This window comes from Parvibacter caecicola, from assembly GCF_003725335.1.
GTDB classification, from domain to species: Bacteria; Actinomycetota; Coriobacteriia; order Coriobacteriales; family Eggerthellaceae; genus Parvibacter; species Parvibacter caecicola.
Window position 1 is genome coordinate 14,385 of record NZ_QIBY01000011.1, and the last position, 13,457, is coordinate 27,841.

Annotated in this window: 11 protein-coding genes and 1 pseudogene; 10 read left to right on the forward strand and 2 right to left on the reverse strand. The window is 57.7% G+C overall.

The window, feature by feature from the left end:
- Positions 1–33: 33 nt before the first annotated feature.
- Positions 34–1,965: a murein biosynthesis integral membrane protein MurJ gene (gene murJ, locus DMP11_RS06925; protein WP_123185780.1), complete on the forward strand. Its 1,932-nt coding sequence runs from the start codon at positions 34–36 to the stop codon at positions 1,963–1,965.
- A 36-nt stretch (positions 1,966–2,001) separates the two neighbouring features.
- Positions 2,002–2,790, forward strand: a complete 789-nt coding sequence (gene map, locus DMP11_RS06930; RefSeq protein WP_123185781.1) for a type I methionyl aminopeptidase — start codon at positions 2,002–2,004, stop codon at positions 2,788–2,790.
- A gap of 77 nt (positions 2,791–2,867) precedes the next feature.
- Here map and DMP11_RS06935 read toward each other — a convergent pair whose 3' ends face one another.
- Both DMP11_RS06935 and DMP11_RS06940 read right to left on the reverse strand, forming a co-directional pair.
- Positions 2,868–4,349, reverse strand: a complete 1,482-nt coding sequence (locus tag DMP11_RS06935) for a DUF1846 domain-containing protein (protein ID WP_123185782.1) — start codon at positions 4,347–4,349, stop codon at positions 2,868–2,870.
- A gap of 99 nt (positions 4,350–4,448) precedes the next feature.
- Positions 4,449–6,050, reverse strand: a complete 1,602-nt coding sequence (locus DMP11_RS06940) for a CTP synthase (protein WP_123185783.1) — start codon at positions 6,048–6,050, stop codon at positions 4,449–4,451.
- 844 nt (positions 6,051–6,894) lie between these two features.
- Here DMP11_RS06940 and DMP11_RS06945 point away from each other — a divergent pair.
- The 8 genes and pseudogenes from DMP11_RS06945 (at position 6,895) to DMP11_RS06975 (ending at position 13,414) form a co-directional block, all read left to right on the forward strand.
- On the forward strand, positions 6,895–8,061 hold the full coding sequence (locus tag DMP11_RS06945; RefSeq protein ID WP_148041105.1) for a hypothetical protein: 1,167 nt from the start codon (positions 6,895–6,897) through the stop codon (positions 8,059–8,061).
- Positions 8,062–8,119: 58 nt separating this feature from the next.
- Positions 8,120–8,782, forward strand: a complete 663-nt coding sequence (locus DMP11_RS06950) for a zinc ribbon domain-containing protein (RefSeq protein WP_161555327.1) — start codon at positions 8,120–8,122, stop codon at positions 8,780–8,782.
- Between the two features lie 237 nt (positions 8,783–9,019).
- Positions 9,020–9,763: a hypothetical protein gene (locus DMP11_RS06955; RefSeq protein WP_235869420.1), complete on the forward strand. Its 744-nt coding sequence runs from the start codon at positions 9,020–9,022 to the stop codon at positions 9,761–9,763.
- 84 nt (positions 9,764–9,847) lie between these two features.
- The gene (locus DMP11_RS06960; protein WP_148041106.1) at positions 9,848–11,686 is read left to right on the forward strand and encodes a toxin-antitoxin system YwqK family antitoxin; all 1,839 of its coding nucleotides are present in this window, start codon (positions 9,848–9,850) and stop codon (positions 11,684–11,686) included.
- A 31-nt stretch (positions 11,687–11,717) separates the two neighbouring features.
- Positions 11,718–11,786: pseudogene (locus tag DMP11_RS10705) on the forward strand (zinc-ribbon domain-containing protein); the annotation flags it as partial.
- Positions 11,787–11,909: 123 nt separating this feature from the next.
- Positions 11,910–12,383, forward strand: coding sequence for a hypothetical protein (locus DMP11_RS06965; RefSeq protein ID WP_235869422.1), 474 nt, complete (start codon positions 11,910–11,912; stop codon positions 12,381–12,383).
- 51 nt (positions 12,384–12,434) lie between these two features.
- Positions 12,435–13,049: a zinc ribbon domain-containing protein gene (locus tag DMP11_RS06970; protein WP_123185789.1), complete on the forward strand. Its 615-nt coding sequence runs from the start codon at positions 12,435–12,437 to the stop codon at positions 13,047–13,049.
- Entirely contained in the window at positions 13,046–13,414 is a 369-nt protein-coding gene (locus DMP11_RS06975; protein WP_148041107.1) for a hypothetical protein, read from the forward strand. The genes DMP11_RS06970 and DMP11_RS06975 overlap by 4 nt, the downstream gene beginning before the upstream one ends.
- The last annotated feature ends 43 nt before the right edge of the window (positions 13,415–13,457 follow it).

A 13,457-nucleotide genomic window follows, 5' to 3' on the forward strand; every position in this document is an offset into this window, starting at 1 on the left:
GCAATTATATCCGATTAAGAAAAGGTTTCCCCTATGGCAGACAAGCTGTCCCGAGCGCGTCATGCTCGCCCGGCTGCCTCCGAGCCCTGCTCGGAGAATCCCTCGGTGGAGCGCCCGGCTACGCGCGGACGGCATGCCGGGGTTCAAAAAACCTCCCATGAGGAATTTGCCCCCGGAAAAACGGGGCTCATTCCAGTGGTGGGGGGCCATGCGGGGCTGGACCGCACCAACCCTTCCTGGAGTTTCGAGCAAGCGGCCCAAGGGCAGATGCTGCTGGAGGAAGAGGAGGCGCAGCTGCGGCGCCTGTCGCGCTACGGAGGTGCGGCGGCGAAGCGGGCAGGGGCTGGCGTGCAGGCCCAGGCCCCGGCCCAAAAGAGCGCGGCGTCTTCGGCAGCCCTCATAAGCATCTGCGTCATCATCTCCCGCATCACCGGCTTCGGCCGCACCTGGGCCATGGCCTTTGCCTTGGGCTCCACCTTCACCTCCAGCGCCTACCAGGTGGCCAACAACCTTCCCAACATGCTGTTCGAGCTGGTGATGGGCGGCATGCTGGTAACCGCGTTTTTGCCGGTGTACGTGTCCACGAAAAAGAAGCTGGGGGAGCGGCGCGGCAACGATTATGCCTCCAACCTGCTTACCATCGTGGTGCTTTTGCTGGGAGCGGTGAGCGTGCTGTGCATGATCTTCCCGGCGCAAGTGATCTTCACCCAAACGTTCTACTCCGACCAGCAGGAAATGGCGCTGGCGGTGTTCTTCTTCCAGTTCTTTGCCATCCAGATAGTGTTTTACGGCGCCTCCACCATCGTTTCGGGGTTGCTGAACGCCAACCGCGAGTATTTTTGGTCGTCCATCGCGCCGGTGTTCAACAACGTCATCGTCATTGCGTCGTTTTTGGCCTACGCCTTCGTGGCCCAGCACAACCAGCAGATGGCGTTCTTCGTCATCGCCATCGGCAATCCCTTGGGGGTGTTCGTGCAGATGGCCATCCAGGTGCCGGCGCTGGCGAAGCAGGGCATCCGGTTGCGGCCGCGCCTCAACTTGCGCGACCCGGCCCTGCGGGAAACGGTGTCGCTGGGAGTGGGCGCCCTGTTCATCACGTTGTGCGCGTTCGCTACGGTGTCGGTGCAGAACGCCGCCAGCTACTGCTTCGCCGACAACGGCCCTTCCGTCATCGCTTACGCGCGGCTGTGGTTCACGTTCCCGTATTCGTTTCTGGTGGTGCCGGTTACCACTTCCATGTTCACCGAATTGGCCGACATGCAGGCGGAAGACGATGTGGACGGCGTGGTGCGGGGCATCATGGACGGCGCCCGCCAGGTGATATTCCTCATGGTGCCCATGACCATGTACCTTATCGTGTTCGCCACCCCGCTGGTGACGCTGTACCACGTGGGGGCGTTCACTCAGGATGCCATCGGCCAGATTGCCAGCTACCTGGCGGTGATGGCGGTGGCGCTGCCCTTCTACGGCCTTAGCTGCTACCTGAACAAGGTGTTCAGCAGCATCCGCCGCATCGGGCTGTTCTCGTGGATCAATTTCGCTGCCGTGGTTGTGCAGGTGTTGCTCACCCTGGCGGCCGCGTGGGGGGTGCAAAACGGCTATCCGGTAACCATTGAGTCCATCGCGGCGGTGACCATCGTGTCTTACCTGCTGGGGGATGTGGCGGCGTTCGTGTACCTGAAACATCATTACGCGCAGTTCCGTTTCGGGCCTTTGGCCCTCAGCACGCTGCGGGGCCTGGCGCTGGGGGCCGTCGGCGCCGCTGTGGGCTGGGCCGTGCTGGCGGGGCTGCAGTTTTTCCTGGGGCCGCTTGACGGCAGCATCGGCAAGTCGCTGCTGTTTATCTTGGCCGGCGGCCTGTTGGCGCTGGTGGTCACCTTCGGTCCGGCCGTGGCCGCTCGCTGGCCCGAGGCGTCGCTGGTGATGGCCGCCACCGATAAGGTGGCCCGCCGTTTGCGGCGATAGCGCGGCGGCATGGAGTTTTCGAAAAGGAGAGCAGCCATGAGAAGGCGTCGCGAGTGGCCCATTTTGAAAAGTCCTGGCGAGATTGAGGCCATGAAGGAAGCAGGGCGCGTTTCCGCTTTGGCGTTGCGCCAGGTGGGACGGGCGGCAAGGCCCGGCGTGAGCACGTGGGAGCTGGACCTGTTGGCCGAAGAGGTAATTCGCAGCGAAGGGGGAGTGCCGGCTTTCAAGGGCTATGGCGGCTTCCCCGGATCCATCTGCGCCTCGGTGAACGAGCAGATAGTGCACGGCATTCCGTCCCGGGCGGTGAAGCTGGCGGAGGGGGACGTGTTGTCCGTTGACACCGGGGCCATTGTGGACGGTTGGGTGGGGGACAACGCCTGGACCTTCCCCATTGGCGTCATAGACGAGGAAAAGCAGCGGCTGCTGGACGTGACGGAGCGCTGTATGTGGGAAGGCATCGCCGCTGCCCGGTCCGGCAACCGCCTGGGGGACATCGGGCACGCGGTGCAATCGCTGGCAGAAGCCAACGGGCTTGGGGTGGTGCGCGAGTACGTGGGCCACGGTGTGGGCCGTGCCATGCACGAGCCCCCCAACGTGCCCAATTACGGCCGCCGCGGCACCGGCATCGAGTTGTGCGCCGGCATGGTGCTGGCCATCGAGCCCATGATCAACCTGGGCACCCACAAAACCCGCCCCATGCCGGACGGCTGGCTGGTGTGCACCCGGGACGGGCGCCCGTCGGCCCACTTCGAGAAAACCATCGCCATCACCGAGGACGGCCCCGTTCTGCTGACGGTGGAACCGGGTCGCGAAAAGCCGCTGTAGGGCGGCGGCGCTGTTTTGGGGCAAAAGAAAGCCGCCCGGACGGGGCGGCTTGAACGGGCAACGGTGATGGCGGCTCTCTACTTGTGGTAGAAGCGATGCTGCTCGTATTTCGGCTCGCAGCAAACGTTGATGCCCAACGTGCGATACAGCTTTTCATCGGCGGCGGAAATAATCACCGAGAAGTAGGCGTCGCAGCCCCGTAGCTTGTCGGCGTTGTCGATGAGCTTTTCCGCCAGCGGGTTGTCCACCGAGGAAATGGAAAGCGCCAGCAGCGTTTCATCGGAGTGCAGGCGCGGGTTGCGGCTCTTCAGGTGCGCTGTCTTCAGGTGGCAGATAGGCTCCAGCACCTCGTCGGAAATCACCCGCAGCTCGTCGTCCACGTTGGCCACTCCCTTGAGGGCGTTCATCAGCAGGGCCGAGGCCGCTCCCAGCAGGTTGCCGGTTTTGCCGGTTACCACGCGGCCGTCCGGCAGCACCATGGCGCCGGCGGGGGCGCCGGTGGTTTCCTCTTTCAGCAGCGCCGCCGAGCGGGCAGGGGAGAGGTTGGGGGTGATGGCCGCCTTGTTCATTAGCCGCTCGATTTTCTCCAACGCCGCTTCGCCGTTGCCGGTGCGCTTAAGCTCTTCGGCGGTGGCGAAGTAGCGGCGCACGATTTCGTTGCGGCCGGCATCGCGGCAGGCCTCGTCGTCGCAGATGGCCATGCCGGCCATGTTCACGCCCATGTCGGTGGGGGACTGGTAGGGACACTGGCCGGAGATGCGCTCCATGGTGGCCCGCAGCACCGGGAATATCTCCACGTCGCGGTTGTAGTTCACGGTGGAGGTGCCATAGGCTTCCAGATGGAAGGGGTCGATGATGTTGTCGTCGTCCAGGTCGGCCGTGGCCGCTTCGTAGGCGATGTTCACCGGATGCGACAGCGACAAGTTCCAGATGGGGAAGGTCTCGTACTTGGCGTATCCCGCCTGCACGCCCCGCTTGTTCTCGTGGTAGAGCTGGGAAAGGCAGGTGGCCATCTTGCCCGAGCCGGGGCCTGGGGCGGTTACCACTACCAGCGGGCGGGTGGTTTCGATGAATTCGTTTTTGCCGAAGCCCTCGTCGCTCACAATGAAGTTGATGTCGTTGGGGTAGCCGGGGATGGGGTAGTGCAGGTAGCTGGTGATGCCCATGGCGGTGAGCCGTTTGCGGAACAGGTCGGCATCCGGCTGGTTGGCGTAGCGGGTGATCACCACGCTGCCGATCATGAAGCCCATGGAGCGGAAGATGTCCATCAGCCGTAGCACGTCCTCGGCGTAGGTTATGCCCAGATCGCCGCGCACCTTCGAGCGCTCGATGTCATTGGCGTTGATAGCAATGACAATCTCCACGTCGTCTTTCATGGAGCGCAGCATGGAAATCTTGGTGTCGGGTTTGAAGCCTGGCAGCACGCGGGAGGCGTGGTAGTCGTCGAACAACTTGCCGCCGAACTCCAAGTACAACTTGCCGCCGAACTGGGCAATGCGCTCGCGGATATGCTCCGCCTGCAACTCGATGTACTTGTCGTTGTCGAAACCTTGGCGCATGGGCGTCTCGCTTTCTAGTGCTGAAATTTACCTTGGGGATTATATCCCACCGGCGGTGAGGACAGAAGGCCGCAGGTGAACCGTATGCCCCAAAGGTTTTTAAAGCTGTTGCGCACGGGCGGCTTTGATGAAGCCGCAAAACAGGGGGTGGGGGGAGGTGGGACGGCTTTTGAATTCCGGGTGCGCTTGGCTGGCCACGAACCAGGGATGGTTTGGCAGCTCCACCATTTCCACCAGGCGCCCATCGGGCGAAGTGCCGGAGAACTCGAGCCCCGCCTCTTCCAGCTGGCTCCGGTAGCTGTTGTTCACTTCGAAGCGGTGGCGATGGCGCTCGGATATGAGCGGGGAGCTGTAAGCGGCCGCGGCGCGGGTGCCTTCCTGCAGCACGCAGGGGTAGGCCCCCAGGCGCATGGTGCCACCCTTGTCTTCCACCCCTTCCTGCTCCGGCATGAGGTCGATCACCTTATGGGGCGCCCCTTCGTCGAATTCGGCGGAAGTGGCGCCCTCGAGTCCTGCCACATGGCGGGCGAATTCGCACACCGCCGCCTGAAGCCCCAGGCAAATTCCCAAATAAGGCACGTTGTTCTCGCGGGCAAATCGGGCGGCCTCTATTTTGCCCTCGAAGGCGCGGTTGCCAAAACCGCCGGGCACCAGGATGCCGTCCGCCTGCCCCAGCACCTCTGCCGCGTTGGCGGCGGTTAGCTCTTCGCCGTCCACCAGCCGCACGTTCACCGCCACCCCGTTCGCGGCGCCGGCATGGTGCAGCGCCTCAATCACCGAGAGGTAGGCGTCGGGCAGCGAAACGTACTTGCCCACCACGGCGATGTCCACCTGCCCTTTCACGTTGCGGCTGGCGTCGATGAAGCCGCGCAGGGGGGCGAGGTCTATCTTGCGCGGCGGCAGGCCCAGCTTCGCCAAAGCCGACACATCGAAGCCCTGCTCGTACAAGCTGATGGGCACCTCGTAGATGGAATCGCAGTCCTCGCAGGCCAGCACGTCGTCGAAGTCCACGTCGCAGAAGGAGGCGATCTTGCGGCGAACGCCGTCGGTTATCTCGTGGTCGGAGCGGCAGATGATGAAGTCCGGCTGCACCCCTAGGCTGCGCAGTTCCTTCACCGAATGCTGCGTGGGCTTGGTTTTCACCTCATGGGCGGCGGCGATGTAGGGCACCAGGGTCACGTGCACGAACAGCACGCTGCCGGCAGGTTGCTCTTTTTTGAACTGGCGGGCCGCCTCGATGAAGGGCAGCCCCTCGATGTCGCCCACGGTGCCACCGATTTCCGAGATGACCACATCGGCTCCCGTCTGGCGGGCGATGGAGCGCAGCTTGTCCTTGATGGCATCGGTCACGTGGGGGATAACTTGCACAGTGCCGCCCAGGAAGTCGCCGTGGCGCTCGCGGGCGATGAGGGTTTTATATATGGAGCCTTGGGTGAAGTTGGAGTCGCGGGTGAGGTTCTCGTCGATGAAGCGTTCGTAATGGCCCAGGTCCAAGTCGCCCTCGTGGCCGTCTTCGGTTACGAACACCTCGCCGTGCTGGAACGGGCTCATGGTGCCCGGATCCACGTTCAGGTAAGGGTCCATCTTCTGCATGGTCACCTTGTAGCCGCGGGCCTTCAGCAAATGCCCCAGCGAAGCGGCGGTAATGCCCTTTCCCAGCGACGACACCACGCCTCCCGTTACGAAAATGTGCTTGGCCATGCGGGCTCCCCTTTCCGGTTTCGGGCATAAAAAATGCGCCTGACCTGGCTTGCAAACCGTTCTCAAACGCTTGTCTATGATACGCCCCGCCAATGCGCGCCGCTGCTGGGGCCCCTCTGATTTAACGGAGGCGAAACAGAGAGGACCCACCGGCGAAACCGCCCCTCGGGCGGGAAAGCCCCCGCGGCTTTCCGCTTCAGCCGACCCTGTGCACTGGGGGCTTTTTGGAGTTTCTGCGAAACCGGACAAGGGCATTGGCGGCGGCCCTCGGGGTCCCCTCGTGAGAATCGACGGCGAGTGCTATACTTTGCCGTTGCCAAACGTCATAGAGGCGACACTTGCCTTGCCGTATATTTTTCGACTCAAGAACCTAGGCTGAAGGGCGCCTGCCCGCAAAGGTTCTTGGTCTGCGCGTTCTGCGCTGCTATGGCTTTTGACGTTTGGCGACGACGGGTGGGTGCCTTTCATCTTGCGGCTCTCTCAAATGGGGTTCTTTCCTACAGCCATCGTCATTGCTTCTTTGGTCCTGATTCCAATCTACTCCGATTTCCGAGCCGCAGGCAGTTGCCTCTAGTTTTCCGTTTGTCCCTCAGCGGAGGCATGCTATACTTCCGAATTGCCAAACGTCATAGGGCCTGGTAATCGGGCCTACCATAGTCATAGCTTATTGCTCACCCAACTTTTCAGGCGACTCGTTTCGCCTGTCCGAGCATTCATGCCCCCGCATGTCGCCATGCCTATCTATGCCGTTTTGCAGCGAGGGATGGGGTGCCTTTTTGCACAGCCTTCCCTTACCGAATGCGATGAACGGTCCGGTCGAGGCGCCGGGGGAAGGGTGTGTACGATGAAGGCGCAGTTTGGTTGTGGCAAAGCGCTGTGTTGTGCGCCGCTTAGTTGCGCGCAAAAAGCTTGTTTTGTCCTTGTCTGTGTGGCTCTTTTTGCTGCAATAGCATGCTTGTCGAGTTGTGGCGGCGGCCTAATGACATCTCAGTTGTCGGAAGATGAAATCCTTGATAGCGTTGATGCTGAAGATGTTGCTGATCATGTGATTCTGCCCGACGAATGGTGTTCCAGTGAAGTGCCTGCGGTTGTATCAAAAACCCTTGAAGGGGTGGAAGACCAGAAGCTTGATGATGCCTTGTACAAGGAGGCGACGGTGATGGTGGTGTGCGAGACGAGCCAGTTTCGTATATCGTCCGATTGGGTGACCCAATTCAAGCTAGTTGGAAACCAATGGCAACATCTTGATAGTTATCCAATGGATGAAAGCATCGAGTGGGTTGGTGGCATTCCGAATGATTTGCTGGCATCCCGGGCAACGGCGTTCATGCAAATGGTTGACGAGAATTCTGAATCGTCAAAGAGGGACACGAGGCTTCTTGATTTATACAAGGAGGGCTTTTCCGCCGAGGTGATCGACAATAAAACAGCAGAGGATGGTACTGCTCTTTTGGCTGTATCGGCCCAGCAGGGTCTGACGAAATACCAAGGTACCCTTGCGGCATCGTTTGCGTGGACGGGTACGGATTGGCAGGTGACTTGCACTGCTGACAAGGGCGCTTACCAGGCGGACTATTCGCCATACGAGGGAACTTGGATCGGAAGCTTTGTTGAGACCTCCGGATGGTGGGATGCGGCCGGCCATGAAGGAAAATGCTATGCAGCAAAAGAAACGAGTCCGTCGATTACATTCAAAGAGGTCGATCCCGTGTCGCTGACGGCAAAAGCGGACCTCTCGTTTGTCGTGCATGCTCACGACGATACGTTGGACAATGACGTTGCTTCGGTTGAGGGCGATACGACCATAGAACTTAAAGATGCCCTTATTACCCTCGAGCCAGACAATAGCAATTCTTACAAAATACTAGATAAAGACTACGGAGACTATAACTATACGGTCTATCTCGAGAATGACGATTCGGGAAATCTGAAGCTCATGGTCAAGGTATTCAATTTCTTGGTTGCCAATGTTTCTGACTCATATTCCCTTTCGAAGCTCGAAGAGGCGTGATTGTCCTCTGTTTGGAGGGATTGTGATTACAGGGCGAGATGGCAAAGGAGAAGCTTGGATGGGAATACTCGATAACGTTAAAGGGGCAGCAAACCGCGGGACGGCTACTGCCGGTCGCGCGGCTGAGCGTTTGAAGATCAATACGCAGTTGAGCGATTTGGAACGAAGGCGAAAAGGTCTCGCGGCGCAGCTGGGTGCTGCGCTTTATGTCGCAACGAAGGATGATCCGGCGTTTTCAGGAGGTGAGCAGAAGTCGCTTTACGAAGCGATAGGGCGCTGCGATGCCGAACGTGCGGTTTGCCAAAAAAGACTGGACCAGATAGATGCTGCAGAACGGGCGCAAGCGCTTGAGGCAAAGACTTTCACGTGCGTGCTGTGCGGCTCTCAAATGAGCGAGAGAGATTTGTTCTGCAGCGGATGCGGCGCGTCTGCCGACAAGGCTCGCCCAGCGCTTTCTGTTCCGAAGACGACTATCTCGGCTTGCCCCAACTGCGGGGCGGCTGTCGGAAAGGACGACCTGTTTTGCTTTGATTGCGGGTTCCGCCTCGCGGCACCTGCCAATGAGGGCAAGGCGAATCTCCCGTCTTCTGACTCAGACGGTGGGGAGATGCAATTGGTCTGCTCCGACTGTGGAGAGCCATTCGAAGAGGGAGACGCCTTCTGTATGCATTGCGGTCGCGCGTTAGCCGTTGGGCATGGCGATAAAGCCGCAGCGGAATAATAGAGGGGAGTCGGTATAGTGTTTTGCGAGAAGTGCGGAAATGGTCTTGCAGAAGGCGCGTCTTTCTGCTCTGCCTGCGGCGAGAGAGTGTCCGCCAAACCACACAATTCGGAATCGACCGTAATATGTGACGTTTCCAAAGATGTTCGGCGACATGAAAGCGACATTCACGCTGCTGGGCCGGAATCTACATCCTCCGATAACGCGAAAAAGCCTGTCTCAAGGAAAAAACTGGCTTTGATTGTTGTGGCGATTGCGCTGGCCGTAGTGGTTATTGCTGTGATAGTTGTGCGTGCTTTGACGGGGTCAGACACCAGTCAGTCAGAGCAAGACCCAATAGTGGGCGATTGGACGGTAGTCGTGAACCAGTCAGATGTTGAAATCTCTTTCGAGGTGAGAGAAGACGGTTCTTTTGCTCTGACGAAGCCTTTGCCTGGCGGAAAGTTTCTGGGGATCCCCATGGATGGGGACGGTTGGAATGATTTGGTGAGTGGGCTGAGGTGGGAAAGGGGACCGTTTGAAGAGGGAGTGCAGCGATATCGTTTGCGTTTCGATGGCGACTTAGCAAGCGTGCTGGGTTCGGCTGCGGTTTTCGAATCTACGGCCATCGGTTTAGACATTAATGCTTTCGTGCGGGACAGTACGCTTGAATTCTGGGTGCCGCTTGGTTTTCCGGAGTCAGCCGACGGGGAGTGGGGATTTTGTTTTGCTCCCGCGTTTCATGACGCTTCTTGGGATGGATTGCTCGAGTACGCGGAAATTGAAATGCGGTTTGACTTGGATTCGCAAGGAGAAATTAACTGTTGGCGCAAGTTTGAGCCGTCCGATGGTGCACCACCCGAGGAAAGCCAGTTTGCGCTTGGCAAATGGAGCGAGACTGCGAACCATGACGGCACTTCGGACGCTGCTCTTTCAGTGAAGCTGAATCATGAAGAAGCCTATGGCGTAGAGGTCGATTTTTCCCCGAAGCAGGTGAGGTAGGCGATGGGCATAGGGGTTGCGAGTCGGATTCCGGCCTCTTTTGTGTCAAGGGGTCATGAGGTTGGGAAGGCTGCGGTACGTTGTTTGATGGCAATTGCACTGGTTCTCGGCGCTGCACCGTTCATGGGAGGATGCTCGCACGACGGCTCCGTTCCTGTTGGCGCTGCGTCAAATGTATCCAATGAAAAAGAAGTTGCAGCTCCGGCTGAGCCGCCGAAGTGGCTCCTTGTGGCGAAATACACGGACGACCTCCCACCATTTCACGATAACTGGACAACTTACGAATACTCTGAAGAGGGATTGCTGCTTCGCGAGTATTGCATCAGGGAAGGCAACGAGGAGGTGGGGAACGACAACCTTGTTACCAATTATGGCTACGACGATTCGGGTGCGTGTACGGAGCGCATCTTTGTCTCGCCACACGACAATGGCTCGGAGTTTACATACTGGGGGTCGCGAATCGGAGCTTATGACGATTTGGGTCGTCCATGTGGGCTGATCGATCTGGCGGGAGACGAATCAGGGGAAAGCAAATCGGTCCTAAACACCTGGGAATATGTTTCTTCTGACACCAATCCGCTTCCTGGCTATACGGCCTATGGTGAAGACGGCAGCCTCAAATCTCAGGTGACTCGCGAGTACGACGCCAATGGCAACAAGACCTATGAAGAAGTCTATGTTGATGACGAGAATTACCGTACGTACGAATACGAGTACGATGAAAACGGAAACATGATTTTTGAGAAATACGAAAACGTTCTTTCTGGGCGCCAGCAGTACTATCACGAGATTTCGTATTGGTACGACAATGCAGGGAATCTTGTGTTCCAGGGCAACCGCGAAGACCCATCTTCGGGTTGCTACTACGCATACGATGACAGGGGAAATAGGCTGCAGGAGCTAACGTTCGATAAAGGCGTGATTGTTGGGAACACTATTAGGGTCTTTAATCCGGATGATCTCCTTCTTATGGAGCTGGAGTGCAGCAGCAATGACGGCTTGGGTGGTAGCTACCTTCCGTGGTCTTTGACGACGTATGAGTATGTGGACGAGGGACGCTCTCGGATTGTCTCGGGGGCTAGGTACTGTCGCGACAAATTCCACACAGGGTTTGCGGTCGAATATCCGTGGAATACGGAATCGTTGGTGGACGTTGCAAGTGTTTATGAAGGGCTGTTTGGAGAAGACGCCTCGTTTCTCCAGGAGCAGTATGACTATGTTCCAGATGGGGGCTCTCTTGTTTTCGATGCGACCATTTCTACCGACCTCGATACGGATGTCTTGCCAAAGAGAATCGTCGACTATTTGTCGGTGGGCGATTGCGGATTGGGCCGAACTGGCTATCCGTTCGAGTTGGACGGAAAAGGATGGAATGAACTGAAAAAGGCTGTGGACGACGGGCGCCCTGAAAATGGGACTGCCGAAGTTCCTGGGAACGCATACGATGTTCAGACAGGGCTCTTTGCTTTCAACCTCCCTGATTCGTGGAAGGGCAAAGTGGATGTGGATATACGGGATGCCGATGGGGAGTATCCGGTTGTCATCATTTCTCTTAAGTTGGGTGATTGCCCACCCATTTTGTGCGCAAGCGTTCGGGATTCATCAGAGGAACTCCTGGGGGGAGATATTTCTAGCTCGATTTTTGAGCGGCTGGAAATACCTAATGGGAAAAGAATAGATTTCAGCACGTGCTATTTTCTCGCAACGCTCATGGAGGCGCGGGAGTTCGGGGCGGATTCGCCCTTTTCTCTTACGGATGGTCAATATGAAGACATATTCGAAATGACTCTAGGAAGCTCTTTCGAATATGACGCTGTTTCCGAGGAACAGATTGAGGAAATCAGGCTCGCATCCTTTGATGTGCAAACGGATCACCTGAAAAGCGAGATCGTTGACAAAGTAATTGTGGGCAACTTTGCCTAGTGGGGCCGCAAAAAGAGAGGAAAGGTGAAATATGTCATTTTGTAGTAACTGCGGAAAACAGGTGCCAGGTGAAAGCCGTTTTTGTCCTGGGTGCGGAACGGAAGTGAGGAGCGCTCAACCGGCGCCAGCGTCACCGGCCGCTGCTCCAAGCCCGAAAAAAGGTACTGCGAAGACTGGGGTTCTTGGGACGGAAGTGGGGAAGGCTCGTCGGATAATTGGCTGCATGGACGTGGCTCTTATCGTCCTTACGCTCTTTCCCTGGGTGAAGATAAACCTCTATCTTTGGTCAGGAGAGTACTCTCTGCCGTCTCTGATTCAGTTGATTGGAAATGCTCAGAGCCAGGCGTCGTCTCTGCTTGGTTCATATTGGAGTGGAAGCGAAATCGGTGCCAATGTAACCATGTTCGTTGTCGTTCTCGCTCTTGCATGGGTGGGACTGGTTGCTTCACTTGGATTTGATGCGTATAGCTATCTTGCTTCGGGTACGCGCAAATTTCGATCCGTGGGCCCGGTTGTGGCAATCGTTTTGGCCTTGATTGTCTTAGTGGCCTGTTTCGAGTTGGACGTGACCATTTCGGGCGGTTCCGGTTCGGGCCTTGCTGGGATGATTACTGCAACTGGATGGGTGTGGTTGACGCTCGGAGTTGCGGCTGTGGAGCTTATTTACATTGGTGCCACCGACCCTGCGCGAGCTTAACCGGCGCCCTTTTTTATAGAAGCATTAAACAGGGAAAGGAAGTGAAGATCAATGGCATTTTGTAAGCAATGCGGTGGCCGTCTTGATGGGGGGATCAAGTATTGCCCTGCATGCGGTAAGGAGGTGGGGGGCGCCGTTCCCACATCGGTCCAGATGTCGGGTCGGGACAGCGGGCTGACCGCCGCATCGCCTCGATGGATTTTCGCTGCCATTTATGCGCTTCTAGCCGCTACCATGCTGTTTCCCTGGGTGGAGGTTGGCTTCTTTTTGGGGACGAATGCTTACTCGCTGCCGATGTTGGGCGCGCGCCTGTGGTCTCTGGTCGACTCTGCGGGCGCCTACTTGGACGAAGGAACCGGTGTTGTTTTTGCTGTGACTGTTTTTGCGATCGTTGTTGCATGGGCTGTCGTCTTCGTGCTCTTGATGAAGGGGATTTACGACATCGTGAAGCGCCCTGGCCAGAGCCCAGAGAAACCGGTGACGTTCCTTATCGCCCTCGCGAGCATGACGGGGCTTGTGTGCTTGATGCTGGGCGCGTCAGGGCAAGATTTGGGACTTGGGCAAAGCGGCCTTATTTCGGTCGGAGCCAGCCCATGGCTCTGGGCGTCTTTGGGGCTTTCCGTGCTTGCGCTTTTCGTGATTGAGCTTCTTCCAAGTGAAAAATGATTCTTGGCGGCTTTGCGTGTTTTTTCGTCAGAATAGGGATTGGAGAAAAAGCTATGTTTTGTAAAAAGTGCGGAACCAAAGTTGAGGAAGGGGCCTGGTTGTGTTGTGGATGCGGTGCCCAAGTTGGCGGGAGGCCGGTCAATGCCCAGGCGGATGAAGAGGGGAATCCTTCTAAGAAAGTGGTTTTAATCGTTGGTGCCGTGGTGATTGCTGTCCTGCTTGCGCTGCTTCAGCTCCATATTTGCGATTTGTGCGGGAAGCTATTTTTTGGTGAGCCCTCAAGTTTGTTTGGGCAGGGGACGCTTTGTTCTGACTGTGGGTCTGGAAAGACGCTTATGCAGGGCCTCAGTTCAATGTTTGCATAAGCCTCTGTCCGCTCCGGGTGAGCAACCCTCGGGGGGTTTCCCG